Source organism: Novosphingobium sp. Fuku2-ISO-50 (assembly GCF_001519055.1).
GTDB lineage: Bacteria > Pseudomonadota > Alphaproteobacteria > Sphingomonadales > Sphingomonadaceae > Novosphingobium.
Window position 1 is genome coordinate 89,671 of record NZ_KQ954298.1, and the last position, 18,209, is coordinate 107,879.

An 18,209-nucleotide genomic window follows, 5' to 3' on the forward strand; every position below is an offset into this window, starting at 1 on the left:
TTGAACAGCGAGCAAGGCCAATGCCGAAGCCTTCGATCCGGGCCATTCAACGCCTCTACGCCATGTCGGGCAATCGTTGTGCCTTTTCCGGCTGTACTGCGCCGATCATCGAAAACAGCCCGGGGAAGGCAGGCATTAACATGGGCGAAATCTGCCATATTCGCGCCAGCAAGCCAGGCGGTGAACGCTATGATCCCGGCCAAACCGAAGCGGAGCGGCACGGCTACGATAACCTCATCCTGCTATGCCGTCGGCATCACAAGCTGATCGACACCGACGCAATTGAATTTTCCGTGGCCAGGCTCTTGGCGATGAAGCAGGAGCACGAGCAGTTGGCTGGACGCGCAGAGAGTACAGCGGATGCGTTTGTAGCAAAGCGCCTTCTCGATGCGATGGACCGCATCACAATTCCCGACAATAAGGGCACCGTCGTCATTGCCGGCGCCGGCTCAAATGTCAGCATCCGTCAGCCGCGAACCCGCGTCACGATGGCACCTCTTGCCGGGACCATTGGTGCCGATCGCGATATGGTGCGGTACACAAAGTACCTTGCGAAGCAGTATAATGAATTCGCCTCGTGGGCTCCGCATCGCACCGATAAATTCAAGCCTGCCGTGATCTATGCCAACATCGCGAAAGAGTTTGGCTCGAAACTTGAACTCATCCCGGATGACCGTTTCGACAGCGTCTGCGCTTACCTTCAGCAAAGAATCACGCGCACCCGCCTGGGCCGGATGCGAAATGCAGAGGGAAATCGCTGCTACGCATCATTCGTCGAGTTCTTGGATAAAGGGAAAAAGCCTCGCTGAATTTCAGGTGAGCATGATGACTTGCCCACTGCCACTGCCACGGCGACTAGAGGTCCATGTCAACGCCGGTGTGCTGCTCGTCTTTTTCTTGATCAGCCCTTTGGCGAGGGCCTTCAAGAGGTCGAGGCTGAAGCCGCCTGCCTGTTTGACCCCGACCTTTGTTTCTCGCCAGATGGCGGGGTCACGGATTGTGTCGAGGAAGTTGTGGCCGGCCCAGGTAATCTGACCGATCTGCCAGACCGCGCCGGACAGCTTCGCCTGGATCGTGATTAGACCGGCGTTATCGAGCAGGGTCAGGTGATACTCCAGCAGTTCCGCCTGCTCACGCGGCAGTCTGCCTTCGCTACTCACGCCCAGTATTTCGGCGATCTCGGGGGGCAACAGATCAAACGAGCGTTGCCTTCCCCCAATCTTCAGGAGCAAATCCCGGATCAGGTCCATGTCACGTTTCATCGTGCTGGCCATACTACAGGCCCGATGGAAAGGCAGCGATCTATTTGAGCCTGCCGCGCGCTATAGCTTTGCTTTATTGCACAGTGCAAGGTTTAACATCGGCTCCTGACAATGGCTACGGTTCGACGTGTCGCATGAGAACGTCGGGAATGTTCCAGGCCCCGTCTTTCGGCAGTAATGCGGCCAACGTGAATGTACGGCTGGTTTCAATGCCCCAGCTTGGGCCCCTGATCATCGGCTTTGGGGGCGGCTATGCCCCTACGTATTACCGGCAGCAGTCGACCAATATACGTCGTTCCGATGCTCTATTGGGAATGCCTTCTCACGCCGACACCTGCCGTTCTCCTCCCTTCGACCTTTGGTTCGAGGCCGCTGACATAGCTGGCATTCAAGCTGCTAGGCCTCCTAATGCCTAGCAACTCTTCATTCATGCACTTCCCAGAAAATTGTCCCTCTGCCAAATTCGGTGCGGTTCATATTCCCCTCCACTGGGGTGACAAAGCGGGAATCGATCACCATAAGAAAGTCTGATCTGATATTTACTAAGCGCCCTCGGGTAGAAGGAAGTCAATCCCGATGAAGGATGAAGTCAAGGGGCAGCTTGAAAGCCTCTTCGCTCAGGATAAGCAAAAGACCAATATGGCCGACCAAGAGAAGGTTGAGCAAGTCGCGCAAGCAGAAAAGAACGATGCAGAGTTTTTGCGCATTCGCGACGTTGTGATTGTGCCTGCCATGCGCGAAATGGCCGATTTTATCGCCGCACAGGGGTGGGGCAGCGACATTTCAATCGAAGAAGGGCAAACGGACAGCCGGGGGCATAAATCCCCCGCGAAGATCGCATTGACTTTTTTTCGAGGCAGCATACCTGCGTACTATAGCGGGCATGAGTATCCGTATGTCTGGGCAGTCCATTCTCGAGGCTCGGCAGGCGTTTGGTTCCCCACGAGTACAATTTCGCCTGGTCGTGGCGGAAGTTCCAGTTCTGGGACCGGAGCGCATCTGGCCGACGTCACGGTGGAAATGGTCCAGAGGCATATCGTTGCTGTGCTATCGCGCGTGCTTAAGGGCCTGCCCTAAGCCTGCAGACCGTAAACTGAACTGGGCCGGTCTTCCAGACACTAAGATTAGCTACAACCTGCATTTCGAATGACTTCGGATAGGAAGAATTGGCTGCGAGTGATGTTTGAGAAAATCTGTCGTAACTTCTGCGCGCGCTAGCTTCGGGAATAGGCTAAATGAGCAGTCTCTACCTTTCTCAACACGAGATGACAGTTATTAAGGCAATTGATATTCGCGAGGTCGAGCGTCGCGTGGATCAAGCTTTGGACGAAGGCCGTCCTACCGCATTGGCTGGTCTAAATCTATCGAGTTCCGCCTCGCACATCGCCACCCATCTGCATCGGTATGAGCGAGATCTGGCCAATTACGCCAAAGCGAAAGCAGCGACCAAGCGATCCGAGACGAGAAGCCAAGCGTGGAGTTCCGGCCACGATTTAGTGTACGCTGTTCGTGACATGAAGCGGCAGGTCGAGGAGCAGGAAAATGAGGTTCAATTGCTCCAAATCAACGATCACGTTTCTCCCCCTTATACCTTCCAGAACCGCGTCGAGGTCCGTGTGGGTTATCAATGGCGGACCACAATTGACGCCGCGTGGATGTTCGGAGCAATCACGTTCTTCCACGATGTTGACGATTACACGCAGCCGCTATCAACTCGGAAACCCAGTGCGGCAAAGCTAGAAAAGCAACGGCAGGCAACCCTGTTTAGGCATTGGGATCACCTTCGAATGCTGGCGCTGCAATCTGTTCGTGAGTTCCTCAAGTCGGGTGGGGATGGCTCGACCATACCCGCCGTATATGAAGCTAAGTCTGATCGAACAGATCGCTATCTCAACAATTTCAGCTGTAATTTCTGGGGGAAATCCGACGCAATCGGAACATTCCAGCAGGCGGGGCTGGCCGCGATGCCAGCGGACGGTCTTTCCGATGAGTGTTCTGCCGACGGCCGGCTAAAACTCCAGGGGCGCGTGAAGCATGAAAAATTTGGCGATGGGATAGTCATCCATATCAAGGCTAACAAAGTGACAGCTGATTTTGGCGAAAGAGGCGCCAAGAGGGTGTTGGCCAGTTTCCTGGTTCCCGTGACGGAATAGAGCGCTTTTAGCCGTAATGGCAGTTATCGTGATCTAAGGATCAGAAACCGGCCGTTCCGGTTTCCACAACAAGTTCCCCGTAGGCTGCGTGTCTTGGTTTGAGGGCGGGGTGTCGGCTTCCGAACGTAAGTCGCCATTCCCCGGACGGAGGGCGATTGGCGGCAAAGTCCCAAGCCCCGGCATTCCAGCCGGCCGAGACTGAGATGAATGATACGCAGCTTTCGGCGGGTCCGTTTGGGGCCGGGGACGGGGCTTTGTGAAGGTCGGTGCGCGTAAGTAGCTGAGGGCAGAATGGTTTGTGGCTTGGCTTGCTGGCTAGGCGGCATCGCAATGCGGCGTTATGGTCACTAAGTGCGTTGGCTTGTGAACGATGCCCGGTAGACTGGTGCACAAGGACAAAAATGTTGCTAAGGCGTTCTTATGCGTCGTGAATTGGAGCATTTGCCTGCGCACAAGCGGCGTGAGCTGGATCGGGTTATCGCGATCATCTTCGAGGAGTTCGAGGATGCGCTGGCGTTGGCCAAGCATGCCTGGAAGAAGCGGGGGCGGATCGAGAAGGTCGTTCTCTATGGCAGTTATGCGCGGGGCGGCTGGGTGGATGAGCCGCATACCGCGAAAGGCTATCAGTCGGATTTCGACCTGCTGATTATCGTCAACGACAAGCGGCTGACCGATCGGGTCGACTATTGGCTGAAGCTTGAGGATCGGCTCAATCGCGAGTTGGCGATTACCAAGACCTTGAAGACGCCGGTCAAATTCATCGTTCACACGCTGCAGGAAGTGAACGACGGGCTGGCGCACGGGCGGTATTTCTTCATGGACGTGCGGCGCGACGGGATTGCGCTGTACGAGGCCGTCGATGACGAGTTGCACGAGCCCAAGCCCAAAACGCCGAAACAGGCGTTGGTCATGGCGCAGGAATATTTTGATGAGTGGTATCCTGCGGCCATGCGGCGCTACGATTTCGTTCGCTTTGGCATTGAGAAGGGGCACTTGAAGGAAACGGCCTTCGAACTGCACCAAACTGCTGAGGCTCTCTACCATTGCGTCTTGCTGGTCGTGACCTTCTACACCCCCCATGTGCATAACATTGGCTTCCTGCGCACCCAGGCTGAGCGTCTGGATCGGCGGCTTGTCGATGTCTGGCCCCGGGAGAAGCGGGTCGAGCAGGCGCGCTTCGAAAAGCTCAAGGAAGCCTATGTGAAAGCCCGGTATTCGAAGCATTACCGGATCAGCGCCGAGGAACTCGCATGGCTGAGCGGGTGCATCGAAGAACTGGGACGGACTGTGCATGTGATCTGTGCCGAGCGGATCGCACGGCTTCAGGCGGAAGCCGACGGGGAAGCCGCCTAATTTTCGGGCCGCACTTGTCATGACGATCTCATGACGGCATGCTGCTGATGCGGCGCGTTATTTCTGGCCATCGCGACGTGGATTTTTCCGCCAGGCATCATGAACGCCGGTCCATCAAGCGGACGGGCGGCCGGATCGGGTGAGGCCGCTCTCGCAGGCGGCTGAACGACGGCAGAGCACTGGAGCCGACGCAGCCGGATATTCCGGCTTGTTCGGTGCTGCCTGCTTGATCGGTTCGTGTCTTCCAGACCTTTCGGCCCATTTGCAATTGGCAAAGCCTCGCGACGTCTCGTTGCGGGGCCGGATGGCTGTGCGGATGCTTCGGCAGACTCCCGCGAAACCGGTCCTTCCGCTGCGGCAACCACTGCGGTCCTCGATCACGCCTTTCGGAACGAAGGGCCGTCTTTGCTGCGCTACCTTGGCAGACGCGCCGGATATGATGCTGCACCGGACATGCTGCAGGAGGTGTTCGTGCGCGCAGCCGGGAGTGCGCAAGTCGGCAGGCTCAACAATCCGGCTGCTTTCCTGCGGCGGGTGGCGCGCAACCTGCTGATCGATCGGTCGCGGCGACGCGGCGCCGATGATGTTATCGTCTTTCCGCTCGATGAAGAACAGCACGCCGCCAGCTTGCCCGAGCAGGAACATCACCTTGAGGCGCGCGACTTGATGCGTCTTTATGAAGGCGCGGTCGATGCTCTGCCGGAGAAGACCCGCCGTGTTTTCCTGATGCATCGCGTTGATGAGCTGAGCTATCGCGAGATTCATGAACGGCTCGGAATCAGCATCGCCACGGTGGAATACCATATGATGAAGGCCTTGGCACAGATCGCCCGGGCTGTGGACGCGGGCCGATGACCGACGCAGTTGGCGATGTGCAGGACGAAACCTCGGGCGTTGAGGACGAGGCCATCGCGTGGCTGGTCCGGATGCGGGGGCCTGATGCCGCCGTGCTCAAAGGCCGTTTCGAGGCGTGGCTGTCGCAGTCGCCAGAGCACCGGCGGGCGCATGAATGGGCTGTCCGGCATTTCGACGATGCCGGGATACTCAAGCAATCAGCGCGTCATGGCGCAGGATCAGGCCGCATCAGGCCCGTTGCGCGGTGGCTTGTCGGCAGCGCTCTTGTTGCGGCGGCCGCATCGATTGCGTTGGTTCTGTTTGGCAATCCATTCGGGCGTGGCGGTGCCGATGCTCCGAAGTCCACACCGGCGTTGGCGTCGTCGCTTGCGACCAGGCATGGCGAAATTCGCACGTTCCGCCTGGCAGACGGTTCCCTGGCGACGCTCGATACCGACAGCAAACTGTCCGTTGCCATGGATGGTTCGACCCGGCATCTCGAACTTGAACAAGGTAAAGCCCGCTTCATCATCAGCCGGGATTCGAGGCCATTCCTTGTCACCGCGGGCGCGGGAACCGTCTCTGCTACGGCCGCGACGTTCGATGTCGGTTACGACAACCGGCAGATCATGGTGCGGCTGATCAGCGGAAGCGCAGAGGTTCAACCCGTCGTGCGCCCGGCTGTCTATACGGCGCCAGCGCGGCATGTCCTTGCCGGCCATAACCTCTGCTACCGCGCGTCGGATTTCCAGGCGATGCCCCCACCATCTCGACTAAGCGAGGTGAATGACGCAGGCTGGCCTTCGGGCTGGGTCGAATATCGTGCGGTTCCGCTTGCTGTGCTGATCGAGCAGGCCAATCGTTATGCCGAAATACCCGTCGTCCTGGATGGAGCGACGAGCGGCTCGCTGGAGGCGTCCGGCCGTTTTCGACTGACCGATACCGACGCCTTCGTCGGCCGAATTGCCGAGGTTTTCGGTCTCGATGTGTCCCGCCGCGCCGACGGCATTCATCTCACGCCAAAATAATTTTTCGGGCGCCGCTAAGGTCCGGGCAAATCCTGCGTCGATGTTCCCCATCAGCCGATCTCCGTTTCGTGGAGCCGGCAAGCAACAGGGGGGAACGAAATGGGGAAGCGAACATCGATCGTCGCGGCGCTGCTGACCGGGGCCGCGCTTGGCCTTTGCCCGGGATCGGCGCAGGGCAGGCCGGAAGCTGTCTATGCGTTCGATCTGTCGTCGCAAAACCTTGGCGACGCCCTGCGTGCGGTTGCCGCGCGCGCGGGCCTTGAACTCTATGCTTCGGCACAGGATGTGAACGCCGTGTCGGCGCCGCACCTTCAGGGTTCGCTCACCGCGCGTCAGGCAATCGAGCAATTGCTCAAGGGCTCTGGCCTCAAGGCGCGCTTTTCAAAAGGTGCGATCGTCATCGTGGGGCGATCGCAAGGGGCAGATGCGGATCCGGAGGGAACGGACGACCCGGAAATCATTGTGACGGGCACTCACATTCGCGGCGCGGTCCCATCGGCCCCGGTGAAAAAGGTGAGCCGGAGCGAAATCGAGGGGGAGGGGCATCACGATCTTGGCGATTTCATTCGCTCGATTCCCGCAAACTTTTCCGGTGGCCAGAACCCGGGCGTTACCGGCGGCGGCGATCAGGGCGCCGACAACGAGAATAGCAGTTCGTCCTCAGCGCTCAATTTGCGCGGGCTCGGGCCAGCCGCGACGCTGACGCTGCTCAACGGCCATCGCCTCGCTTATGACACGGTCGCACAGGGCGTCGACATTTCGCAAATCCCGCTTGTGGCGATCGATCGTGTGGAGATCGTCACGGATGGATCCTCGGCGCTCTACGGCTCAGATGCAGTCGGCGGTGTCGCCAATGTGATCCTTCGTCGTGATTATAAGGGCTTGCTCGCTTCGGCGCGGGTTGGTGGCGCCCCCGATGGGGGTGACACGCAACAGCAATATGACCTGTTGACCGGCAGTCGGTGGAGCGGCGGGGGCTTTATGGTGGCCGGCAGCTACTCCAATGTCACGGCCATTACCGCGGGGCAGCGCAGTTACACCAGCAATCTCGACCCTTCCTCCACCCTGGTTCCCTGGCAGAGCCAATACAGCCTGATTGCGGCGGGGCATCAGGATCTCACGAACGATCTCAGTCTTGAACTCGACGCGCAGTACAACCATCGCGTATCGCAGACAGCGGCGCCGTTTCTTACCACAAGCAGTGTGACGACCAATGGCTTGCTGCAGCGACCGGTGGTCCAATCTGCCAATGTCTCGGCGACATTGCACTGGGGTCTGGGCGGCTCATGGACGGTATCGGCCACCGGTGTTTACGGCTTCAGCAACAACCATGTCCTCGCGCACCAATATTTGAGCGGTGTCGAAACGCTGCAATCGCGGCTCAATTACGACAATGACCTGGCGACCGGCGAAATCGGGGCTGAAGGCATCCTGTTCAAGCTGCCTGGCGGCGACGTCAAGCTGGCCGTCGGCGGCGGGTATCGCCATGTCGGTCTCGACATCCTGGTCAATCAGGAAAGCGGCGGTGTCAGTGCGGTCACCACCGATACGACCAGCGGGCGAGGGGTTTGGTTCGGTTATGGCGAACTCTCGCTGCCGCTCGTCGGCCATATCAACCGCGTGCCACTGGTCGACCTGCTGCAGTTTGATTTTGCTGCTCGCTACGAGGATTATCCCGGCAATGCGCAGCTGGTGACGCCGAAAATCGGCGTCGTTTATCGCCCCGATCCGGCGGTCACCATTCGCGGCGGATGGGGCAAATCCTTCAAGACCCAGACGCTCTATCAGCAGTATCAACAGCAAGAGGGAGATCTGCTTCCGGCGTGGGTTTTTCCGGGCGCACCGTCGGATCTGCCGGTCCTCCTTTTGTCCGGCGGCAATCCCGATTTGAAGCCAGAGAAGGCAACGACCTGGGATGTCGGGATCACCGTCGCGCCGCCGGCTATCCCTGGTCTCGAAGTCGAAGCGACGTGGTTTGATATCCACTATCGCGATCGCGTCGTCTCGCCTGTTGCCAACGTGCTGGGGGCATTCACCGATCCTGTCTATGCCCAATATGTCACGATCGCGCCATCGGCCGCAGCCGTTGCGGCGGCAATTGCCAACCTGCCGCAAGGGCTCAGCAATCAGACCGGGGCGCCCTTCGATCCATCTGCGGTTGGCGGCATCATCAACACATCGCTGCAGAACGCGGAGACCCAGCACGTGCGGGGTCTCGACCTTGCCGCGCGTTACAAGATTGACCTCGGCCATGAGAACTTCATCAAGCTCGAAAGTTCGGCAAGTTACCTCGAGAGCGAAGAGCAGCTGAGTCCGGGGTTTCCGCAGTTGCAGATGGCGGGCGTGATCTTCAATCCACCGCATTGGCGCGGTCGTGCGGGCGCGAGCTGGCAGCAGAACAACGTCACGATTTCAGCGTTCGGCAGTTACGTCGGTGGCACCATCGATAACCGCTACACCCCCGACGTGCGTGTGGGCTCCTTCAAGACAGTCGATCTTGTCGGACAATGGCGCTCCAAAGCGAAGAGCGGGCTTGGCTCAGGCATGACCTTCGCGTTGTCGGTCCAGAACCTGTTCAACGCCAAGCCTGCGGTGATCCGCAATTCGATCCCGACCGACCCACCCTATGATTCGACGAACTATCCGGCTGCGGGCCGGGTGATCGGCGTCAGCATTTCCAAGGAGTTTTGAGGATGAGGATCAGCCCAGTGATCGTCGGCGCCCTCATGGCCCTTGCCTTTGTGCCGAAGGCCCATTGCGAGGAGGCGGCGCAGGACTGCGCCACTGCTCTTCAGCCCGTTGCCCGCGCGATTGAAGATCGCAGGCTGCGTGCTGAAGATCTGGTGCGCTTGCGCGACATTGGTGCCAATTTCGATACGCCGATCTGGGCAGGGCAAGTCCCCGGGAATCCCAAGGCGATTGCCTTGTCTCCGGACGGCACCAGGCTCGCGTTCGAAATGCGCCGGGCAGATCCCGCCAATAACAGCTTTTGCCTCGGCATGTTCGTTCTTGCCCTTGATCATGAGGCCAAGCCGGTTCCTATCGACACGGGCGGCGAGCTGATCCGATACCGCGACAATGATTTTCGGGGCAAGGCCGGCTTTCCCTATGGCCTTGCGGTCAATCGCTTGCCGACATGGACAAGCGATGGAAAGGCAGTGCTGTTCCTCAAGCAGGTCAATGGCACTGTGCAGGTCTGGCGTGCAGAAGCGGATGGATCGGGCAGCAGGGCTGTCACGCACGGCGTCGATGATGTGCTCGATTTCCGGATCGCTGCCGATGATCGGACTGTGGTCTACAAGGCGCAACCAGAATATCGGCAGGGTCTCAAGGCCATCGACGCCGAAGGGCTCAGCGGCTTTCACTATGACGCGCGCTTTTCGCCGATGACGAGCAGTCGCCCCTTTGTCCCGGGGCCACTGCCTTATTCGACCTGGGTTCAGACGGACACGCCGGGCGCCCAAGCGGAACGAGCAAGCAAAGCGCAGGAAGCATTGTTCAACTGGGGCTCTGCTGTTCCGCCGAAGGCAATGGCTGCAGTGACTTCACCACGCGGTGAACAGGCCTGGCTTGCGATTGATGGGGAGCATTTCCCACCGCAGATGAAGCTCTCGGCACGGCTTGCAAATGGCAAGGTCATCGAGTGCCCGTCCGCAATTTGCCCAGGCAACATTTCCGACATGTGGTGGGCAAGCAATGGTCGCCTGCGCTTCATGCATCGCGAGGGATGGGATCGTGAAGCCATCGCCATCTATGAGTGGAAACCAGATGAAGGGCCGCCGCAGCGCGTCTTCCGGACCAACGATGTGCTCGCCAGTTGCGTGCCTGATCAGGATGCTGTCATCTGCTTGCGCGATGGCAGCTTGCGCCCCCGTTATATCGACCGGATCGATCTGCCGTCCGGTCGGGACACAGACCTCCTCGATCCCAATCCCGAATATCGGACACTCCAGCTCGGCAAAGTTGAGCGCCTGCACTGGCGCAATGCGCAAGGCCTGGAAGCCTTTGGCGACCTCGTCCTGCCGGTGGGCTATGAACCTGGCAAGCGCTATCCGCTGATCGTTGTACAGTATGAATCGCGTGGGTTTCTGCGTGGCGGGACGGGTGATGAATATCCGATCCAGCTCTTCGCCGCGCACGGATTTGCCGTGCTGAGTGTGAATCAGCCGCAATTTGTCGGCTACGGTGCACGTACGCTGGCCGAGGCCCAACGGAGCGCCGACAAGGGTTTCGCTGATCGGCGCAGCAACCAATCGTCAATCGAGGCCGGAATCAAACTGGCCATCGATCGAGGCGTCGCCGACCCTGATCGCCTTGGGATCACTGGGCTCAGCGACGGGGCATCCAGCGTTTACTACGCCCTCATCAACAGCCATCTGTTCAAGGCTGCGGCATTCAGTTCCTGTTGCTGGGATTCGTCGCTCGCCATCAGCGTCGGGCCGGGCGCAATGCCCGTTTTCGCTGAAACCTATCCCAGTGTGATGAGCGACAGCGATCCGGTCTGGGATCCGGTTTCGATCGCCAAGAATGCCGCACGCCTTGATGTGCCCATGCTGATCCAGGAACCGGAGAGCGAATTGATGAATGCCCTAACTGCCATCACCGCGTTGCAGGACCATCACCAGCCTGCAGAAATGTATGTTTTTCCTGGTGAATATCATGTGAAGTGGCAACCGGCCCATCGGCTTGCGATCTATCGTCGCAGCCTGGCCTGGTTCGAGTTCTGGTTGGGAAGCGAGGAGCCAATCGACGCGTCGAAGGAAGAGCTGGCCCGCTGGACCGCGCTGCGCGAACGGCGGCCCAAGTCATGATCCCGGCTTAACGCCAATGGTCGATCCAAGCCTCGGCTTCGAGCAGTTCCAGGACGCGCACTTGCTCTGTTCCCCAATCCGGGCGGTCGTCGCGCAGGCGGCGTTCCAGCGCTGCTCGATCGACAATGCCGCCAGCCGCCAGATGGCCTTCGAGCAAACGGCCCATGATGCGATCATGGAATGTGTTGATGATGCGCGTGCCAAAGCCGCTCGGCCCACCTTTGGACACGCGGTCGGTGATGGAGGGCGGCATGACATTGCGAAAGGCGTGACGCGCGACGGAGCGGTTTCTGCCGCCCCGGCACCACATCCAGCTTGGTATGGCCAGACAGGTCTCGATGATAGGTTGCGACATCAAGGGGTTGATGACGCGAACGGCGCTCAATTGTCCGGTGTCTTCGAGGTGCCTTTGAATACGCAACAAGGCTGCGATATGCGCCGCCTTACCGGGCAGTGCTCCTTTGGGAGCATCGAGCCATGGATGCATCAGTGGTTCGCGATCCAGTTTGCGCAGAACGTCCGGATGCAGGAATCCCCGATCGGGTTTCCAATTGTAGCTATGCGGCCCGATTGCCAAGCGTAGTGCCGATCGCCAGGCCTGAATCAGGCTGCACCCCGTGAGCTGACATATATCCCGCGCGGTCTGCCATGCACCGATCCATGGCCCATCATGCAGCAAACGATCCGCAATCGCGCCGGCGGACTGCGAGAAAGCAAAGACATTGTCGCCGCCATTTCCGGTGAAGAACGCATCAGCGCCGTTTCCATGCGCCACTCGTGTCACCGCAGCATTGTAGGCCTGCGCGATCATGCGTCCCGTCGGTCGCGGTAGATCGGGCCTTGCGGGGCGCTCGATATCAATGTCGTCGAGGTCATAGTCGGCTTCCTGCAGCGCAAGCTTCAGATGGTCGCATATCCGGTGGGCGTGGACCCGCTCATCACCTTCGGCATCGGCGGTGGAGACTGTCACGCAAACCGGTCTCGGCGTTTTCGAGGCCAGGCAGGTCGCCACGATTGAGGAATCGAGCCCGCCGGAGACGCCCACCAATGTCCTGTGTGCTGTTGTGCCCCACGCCGCCACGCAGTTCTCGACGGCATCCCGTAGTTGCTCGGCATGCCGAAGGAAGCCGATTGTCTCGTCGATGGCGACGTGGTCCCATGGGGACCAGACATGGCGAATGTGCAGGCCGTCGCGGTCGATCTGAAGGCAATCGCCCGGCAGGAGTTCACTGACGCCCACGAATGCGGTCTCTTGCGACGACAAGTCGGCCCGAAAAAGGCTTCGGGCCAGTTGGTCCATGGCAATCGTCGGCTTCCTCAACCCTGCGGCAATCAGGTGCGCAATGCTCGAACCGACCAGCACGACCCCGGATGCATGCGCATAGTAGCATGGCATGGCCGCAGACGGGTCGCGGCTGACTTGCAGGCTTTCTGCGCTCGACGACAGGGCGACGAAACCACCCCAACAGCGTTCGAAGAACTGGCCGATCGATCCGCAGCACAGGTTTCGCCAGGCAGCATCCTCAAGTGTGCCCTGGTGATAGCTCGTGCCGTGGCGCGTGAAGACTGTGCCCAAAACCCCTGCATCGGCAGTTCCGGGAGGCGTTGCGTATTGGCATTGCGATTGGGTGAAGACTGCAGCCGGGCCATTGAATACGCATTGTCGCCAGTCAGGCCGATCGACCATGGCTGCTGCCAGCTCAGCACGCCGTGCTGCATTCGGACCGGCGATCACCACCCATCCCTGGCTGGTCATGAGACCAATATCGGCAGGTAGGGTTGAACTCGTTCATAGGCGTCGTTGAGAACGATCGCGCCGTCCTGGCTCCAGCAATGTGCCGAGAACGGATTGACGCGGACACCGATGATCAAAGCCGGACTGTGGCCGAAACGTCGGCAAAGCCAAACGAAGGCCAAAGTCAGCGGCAAGCAATTGCCGTCGCTTCGCATAAACGGATGTACCTTGCGAAAGGCAGCGCCAATCCTGTCCATGTTTGCGAAGTCCTTATGCCGAACGGTCTTGGCCCTGCTTTTCTCAAGCCCGGAAAGGATCCGGTACAAGGGGCAAAGCTGAACAAGGATCTTGGCCACGGCAACCGCTGACCAGGCCAGCAATACCAGCGCTGGTGATGTGGCAGCCTGTTCTTGCGCGGCCAGACGGTCGCTTTCTGGGGTGGCGATCTTTGAAGAGTTCATGGTGTGCGATCCGGCAAAGCCGAAACCGGAAGGCATTGCGCCCACGGCGATCTGATCGAACACGCTCGTTCTTATGGCGCCAAGACTGCGTTCGCCGGCGATGGTCACGAAAGCGCCGTTTGTTCTCGAAGGGAGAGCGAAATAGCGATTGCGGCGCAGATCGAGAAATATCGCTCGTCCGCCGATGACGCAAAAATGGATGTCCATTGCGGGCTCGGGCATAGTGCTGTTCGCAAATGAGATGCGCGCGCCGAAGCGCGCGCATCCTGTCAGTCGTCGGTCAGGCCGGCGACGATCTGGCGGCCACCGCCGGTGTCTTCGTGACCCATCGTGGCGCCGCGCGTTTCCTGCGTGACCGAGCCGAGGTCGATCAGCTCGTCGACGGAATTGTCGAAGGTCTTTTCCATGATCATCTCCATCTGTTTTGCGACTCCAGCAGCCGCACGGAAATGATGATCAATTGGAACCGTGAACTGAATTTTATAATCCAATTATAATCGCTGTATGGATGGATAAGTCGGGATGTAAGGTGACCGAGCTGTGGAAAGCGCGCGTTGGGAGCACGCACCGGCGCCTTTAGCATTTTGCCTGGACATCCGCGCCGGAACCCGGTCACACGTCAGGTAAAACCGGACGTGAGATCGATTTTGATCTGTTAAGATCTGATTTCAAGGGGAAAATTCTCACCATTTTCGCGACATTTGAAGTGATGGACTTGAAGTCTGTAATCCCTTCCTAGCCGACCGGATCAATCCTCATTGTTATTTGGGATCTTCGGCGCGAAGTCGAATTCTGCGGAACCGACCTGTCCGGCTTGGCCCGGCATCGGCTATGGCAATTTCCCTGCCTTTCCCATGAACTGGTCACGCATTGTCAGCAGGATGCTGGAGACATATCGTAGCGTCTCCGGGATCCTTGGCACTTGCCCTGCGGCGCGCACGCGTCCGGCACCAGCATTGTAGGCGGCAAGTGCCAGGTCAAAGCGACCGAACTCGTCGAGCAGCGTGCGCAGCAGCCTCGCGCCTCCGCGCAAATTGGCATCCGGATCCCAGACGTTGCCGACGCCAAAACGTCGAGCGCTTTCCGGCATCAATTGTGCGAGGCCAACAGCGCCCTTGGGGCTGCGTGCCGCCGGATTGTATCGGCTTTCTGCAATCACCAGCGCGTCGAACAGGTTTACCGGGACACCCGCCGCGCAGGCAGCGCCAACCATCGTGGTATACCACGTGGCGCGGCGGCGTTCAGTCATCGGCGACAGCGCCGGGGCAGGGCGATAGGGATCGGCCACGCATGCGCGGGCAGCGGCAGCGTGCGCGCGACCAGCGAGAAGTTCAGACATCAATGGTTCGCTTGGTCCGGGCGTGCTGAACGCAGGTGTTGGACGCCGCTCGTTCGGGGTGGCGAGGGCTTCGAAATCAGCCATAAGCGCTTGAGGCTGATCGCGATCTCTGTCCTGCCGTGGCTGGACCTCAGGTGTGAGAACGAAAACATCGTGCCCACGACCTTGCGACGAGAACTGCTGCATCACCACGCCATGCGCGACTGCCGATTGCGCGGCAATCAGGCATGCGACCGACAGCACGGCTTTGATTGGTCTGGAACGCACGAGGCCCCACTTTCAGCGTGGCCCGGTCCGGATATCGCAATGCCAAACTGCCCGTTTTTCGCAAAATGACAACAACGAAGACAATCCATGGAACCGGGCGGGTGTCGATCGCAGCCATGGTGCAAGCGGGTCTTGTCGATCTGACGGCTGCGGGGTTACATCCGGCTCATGAGCAAAATCGTTGTCGCCGCGCTGCAGATCGGTTCCGATTACGCGGGCAAAGCCGTCACGCTGCAAAACATCCTGGCCCTTGAAGATCGCATTGCGGCCTCTGGCGCCTGCCTGGTGGTCATGCCGGAGGCGTTGCTGGGCGGTTACCCAAAGGGCGAGCAGTTCGGCACGCGGCTTGGCTATCGCACGCCGGAAGGGCGCGACGCCTTTGCGTCCTACCATGCCAACGCCGTCGACATGGACGGGCCGGAATTGGCCGCTCTCTCCGCAATGAGCACACGCACCGGTGCCACACTGGTGCTTGGCGTGATCGAACGCGCAGGGTCGTCGCTGTTCTGCACCGCCGTGTTCATCGAGCCTGAACGCGGCGTCGTTGCCAAACATCGCAAATTGATGCCGACCGGCACCGAGCGCCTGATCTGGTCGCAAGGCGATGCATCGACCATGCCCGTTGTGGACAGCCGGGCGGGCAAGCTCGGCGCGGCGATCTGCTGGGAAAACCACATGCCGCTGTTCCGCACCGCGATGTATGCAAAGGGCGTCGAAATCTGGTGCGCGCCGACCGTTGACGAGCGTGACATCTGGCGCAGTTCGATGCGCCACATCGCGCACGAAGGGCGCTGCTTCGTCATCAGCGCCTGCCAGGTGCAGCCTTCGCCCGCCGAACTGGGCAAGGACATCGCGCAATGGGATGCCGACAGGCCGCTGATCGGCGGCGGCAGCATGATCGTCGGCCCGCTCGGGGATGTCATTGCCGGGCCGATGACGGGTGAGGCCGGGCTGCTCGTTGCCGAGATCGACACCGCCGAAATCATCCGCGCGCGCTATGATTTGGACGTGGTGGGGCACTATTCCAGACCGGATCTGTTCAGCCTGCACATTGATGAGCGTCCCCGTAACGGGACAGTTTTCACATAGGACCATGCCAGCCGGTTCATCGCAGGGGCAGGGCGGCTGCGACCCCTCGCGCCAAAATCACGCGTTCCAGAAGCCGGTCTTGCGTCCATGAACCTGCTTGAGGTGCGCCGCATAGGCGTCATGGTCCGGATGATCCCCGAAATCCTCGATGCGTTTGGCAAGGTGCGCACAAGTTTGCAGATGGCGGGCGGCGTGACCGTAGCGCTTGTATCGGGCGTTGATGAGTGAAAAGTCGATCATCGCGCGCAGCATCAGCGTGGCGGCAAGCGGATGGCGTTGCTCCAGCGCGTCGGCTGCCGGGGTCAGCAACTCATAGTGATTGCCGTCGAGTTCGGCATGGCGCGCCAGAATGAGTTTGGCCGCAAGGTCGTGTGCCGGCCAATCGATCAGAAAGGCCAGCGCCTGGCTGAATATCGGAAATTGGCCAACATAGGCCAAAGCCCGGTTTTCCGCCTCTTCGTCGTCGAAATCGGGCAGGCGCGTGATATAGGCCCGAAGGTATTCGGCATTCAGCGTGCGCTCGAAAATGGCCCAGCGCTCGCTCTGCGCATCGTCCGATCGTCCCAGGGCATCGAGCGCATCGATCCGGACGCGCTGCCAATCGGGCCAATGCCTGCCGCTCCTGAATTCGGCTTCGGCACCAGTCAGCGCCGTCATGGCCTCCGCCGCCCGATCGGCCGCCAAAAGGCGCTCTGCAATCCGCGCGGCGATGGCCGGGTTGGCGCGTTCTTCCGGTGAAAAGCGCGCGATATATCCATCGACATCGCCCAGCGCATCGGCGATTTCGGTCAGCGCCGACTGGACCGTTCGCGCGTGGTTCCTCGCAAGATAGTCGTCCTTGTAGAGAGGACCGCCCATGCCATACCCGATCACGCGGCGCTCGCCCGGCGGCGCCTTTGCGGCCAATTTCTCGAACAGAGCCTTGAGCGTTTCCAGTCCTTCCCGCCCAAGCGGCTTTGCCATCAGGGCGATCAAACCGTCGAACTGGCCGTAATCGTTGGCGCAGACCCCTGCGAAGACCCGCTCGGACAGTCTGGCAGGGACCAGTGCCGCATGCCCTGCAACTGTGCCAAGATCCTCCAAGGCGATGGCGACGACGTTGCCGATCGTCCCGTTGCTGTCATCACACCGCTCGTAGATCGATGGCGCCATCTCCAGCAACCGCCAGAGGAGATCAAAGGCTTCGGCGGGCTTGGTCGGGGCGACATGATCCATGATCGCCGCCCGCTGCATGTCGAGATCCTGCGCCAGCGGCCTGATCTTTCGCCAGTCGACAAAGGATTTCGACCGGGCAATCGCAGCGAGTCGCTTACGTATTTCCGCCGCGACATCACCGCCGCCGCTGCGGCTGGCCAGTTCAAGCCGCAATCGGCGCTTTGCGGCGGCATCCCCCGTCGCCAACTCGAGCAGCAACTCCGCCAGGCGCTCCGCACCAAGCGCAGCCAAATTCTTGGCGTTCAGAGTCTTTTCGGAAGCCATGGCCGACTTTTGCAAGGCATCCTGCGCCGGTCAAGCCGCGCGCGCCGTCAAAGGCTACCACAAATGCCGGAAGCGCCCGCAGAGCCGACATTCGCGGCTTGCTCGCGGATCGCCGAAACGGGTCGTTCATTTATGCGGGTTTGGGGCTTCCGTATGACTGGCCCTGGCCCTGGCCGCGAAGCGACAGGTAGGTTCCGACCATTGGGAGTCAGACAAGAGTCAGTCCTTCCATTGCTGGTCCCATAGATTCAGACTTTTCGGGCTTGGGGAATCCCCCGCGTGCGCCTGCCTCATCGCGGCTTGGTATTAAGACTCGTGAGGGACTGAATCAGGCCGAAGCGATCGAGTTTCAACGCTGCGAATCCGTGGGTGTGCACGGGACAAACTGCCCAATGCGC

General features: G+C 59.9%; 15 protein-coding genes. 9 read left to right on the plus strand and 6 right to left on the minus strand.

The window, feature by feature from the left end; translation table 11 throughout:
* Positions 1-20: 20 nt before the first annotated feature.
* Entirely contained in the window at positions 21-809 is a 789-nt protein-coding gene (locus AQZ50_RS16035; protein ID WP_067747733.1) for an HNH endonuclease signature motif containing protein, read from the plus strand.
* A gap of 3 nt (positions 810-812) precedes the next feature.
* Here AQZ50_RS16035 and AQZ50_RS16040 read toward each other — a convergent pair whose 3' ends face one another.
* Complete coding sequence (locus tag AQZ50_RS16040) at positions 813-1,250, minus strand: DUF2513 domain-containing protein (protein WP_231730349.1); 438 nt, start codon at positions 1,248-1,250, stop codon at positions 813-815.
* A 588-nt stretch (positions 1,251-1,838) separates the two neighbouring features.
* Between AQZ50_RS16040 and AQZ50_RS16045 the strand changes: the two genes are divergently transcribed.
* The 7 genes from AQZ50_RS16045 to AQZ50_RS16075 all read left to right on the plus strand — a co-directional run bounded on the left by AQZ50_RS16045 (position 1,839) and on the right by AQZ50_RS16075 (position 11,441).
* Positions 1,839-2,339 carry a hypothetical protein gene (locus AQZ50_RS16045; RefSeq protein WP_067747735.1) on the plus strand — a complete coding sequence of 167 codons (501 nt, stop codon included), beginning with the start codon at positions 1,839-1,841 and terminating at the stop codon, positions 2,337-2,339.
* A 158-nt stretch (positions 2,340-2,497) separates the two neighbouring features.
* Positions 2,498-3,415, plus strand: coding sequence for a hypothetical protein (locus tag AQZ50_RS16050; RefSeq protein ID WP_156427403.1), 918 nt, complete (start codon positions 2,498-2,500; stop codon positions 3,413-3,415).
* Between the two features lie 420 nt (positions 3,416-3,835).
* Positions 3,836-4,768 carry a nucleotidyltransferase and HEPN domain-containing protein gene (locus AQZ50_RS16055; RefSeq protein WP_067747738.1) on the plus strand — a complete coding sequence of 311 codons (933 nt, stop codon included), beginning with the start codon at positions 3,836-3,838 and terminating at the stop codon, positions 4,766-4,768.
* Positions 4,769-5,005: 237 nt separating this feature from the next.
* The gene (locus tag AQZ50_RS16060; protein WP_369801432.1) at positions 5,006-5,623 is read left to right on the plus strand and encodes an RNA polymerase sigma factor; all 618 of its coding nucleotides are present in this window, start codon (positions 5,006-5,008) and stop codon (positions 5,621-5,623) included.
* Entirely contained in the window at positions 5,620-6,630 is a 1,011-nt protein-coding gene (locus AQZ50_RS16065) for a FecR family protein (RefSeq protein WP_067747739.1), read from the plus strand. Before AQZ50_RS16060 ends, AQZ50_RS16065 begins: the two co-directional genes overlap by 4 nt.
* A 99-nt stretch (positions 6,631-6,729) precedes the next feature.
* Positions 6,730-9,321: a TonB-dependent receptor gene (locus AQZ50_RS16070; RefSeq protein ID WP_067747741.1), complete on the plus strand. Its 2,592-nt coding sequence runs from the start codon at positions 6,730-6,732 to the stop codon at positions 9,319-9,321.
* A 2-nt stretch (positions 9,322-9,323) separates the two neighbouring features.
* The gene (locus AQZ50_RS16075; protein WP_067747743.1) at positions 9,324-11,441 is read left to right on the plus strand and encodes an Atxe2 family lasso peptide isopeptidase; all 2,118 of its coding nucleotides are present in this window, start codon (positions 9,324-9,326) and stop codon (positions 11,439-11,441) included.
* Positions 11,442-11,448: 7 nt separating this feature from the next.
* On the opposite strand, the gene AQZ50_RS16080 is transcribed toward AQZ50_RS16075, so the two are convergent.
* The 4 genes from AQZ50_RS16080 to AQZ50_RS21035 all read right to left on the minus strand — a co-directional run bounded on the left by AQZ50_RS16080 (position 11,449) and on the right by AQZ50_RS21035 (position 15,219).
* Positions 11,449-13,197 carry an asparagine synthase-related protein gene (locus AQZ50_RS16080; protein ID WP_067747745.1) on the minus strand — a complete coding sequence of 583 codons (1,749 nt, stop codon included), beginning with the start codon at positions 13,195-13,197 and terminating at the stop codon, positions 11,449-11,451.
* On the minus strand, positions 13,194-13,859 hold the full coding sequence (locus AQZ50_RS16085) for a lasso peptide biosynthesis B2 protein (protein ID WP_082703717.1): 666 nt from the start codon (positions 13,857-13,859) through the stop codon (positions 13,194-13,196). Before AQZ50_RS16085 ends, AQZ50_RS16080 begins: the two co-directional genes overlap by 4 nt.
* Before the next feature lie 47 nt (positions 13,860-13,906).
* Positions 13,907-14,044 carry a benenodin family lasso peptide gene (locus tag AQZ50_RS20780; protein ID WP_197412525.1) on the minus strand — a complete coding sequence of 46 codons (138 nt, stop codon included), beginning with the start codon at positions 14,042-14,044 and terminating at the stop codon, positions 13,907-13,909.
* A gap of 422 nt (positions 14,045-14,466) precedes the next feature.
* Positions 14,467-15,219, minus strand: a complete 753-nt coding sequence (locus tag AQZ50_RS21035) for a lytic transglycosylase domain-containing protein (protein WP_231730350.1) — start codon at positions 15,217-15,219, stop codon at positions 14,467-14,469.
* A gap of 192 nt (positions 15,220-15,411) precedes the next feature.
* On the opposite strand from AQZ50_RS21035, the gene AQZ50_RS16095 reads away from it, so the two are divergent.
* Entirely contained in the window at positions 15,412-16,332 is a 921-nt protein-coding gene (locus AQZ50_RS16095; protein ID WP_067747748.1) for a carbon-nitrogen hydrolase family protein, read from the plus strand.
* A gap of 57 nt (positions 16,333-16,389) precedes the next feature.
* Here AQZ50_RS16095 and AQZ50_RS16100 read toward each other — a convergent pair whose 3' ends face one another.
* Complete coding sequence (locus AQZ50_RS16100; RefSeq protein WP_067747750.1) at positions 16,390-17,811, minus strand: DUF6880 family protein; 1,422 nt, start codon at positions 17,809-17,811, stop codon at positions 16,390-16,392.
* Between the last annotated feature and the right edge of the window lie 398 nt (positions 17,812-18,209).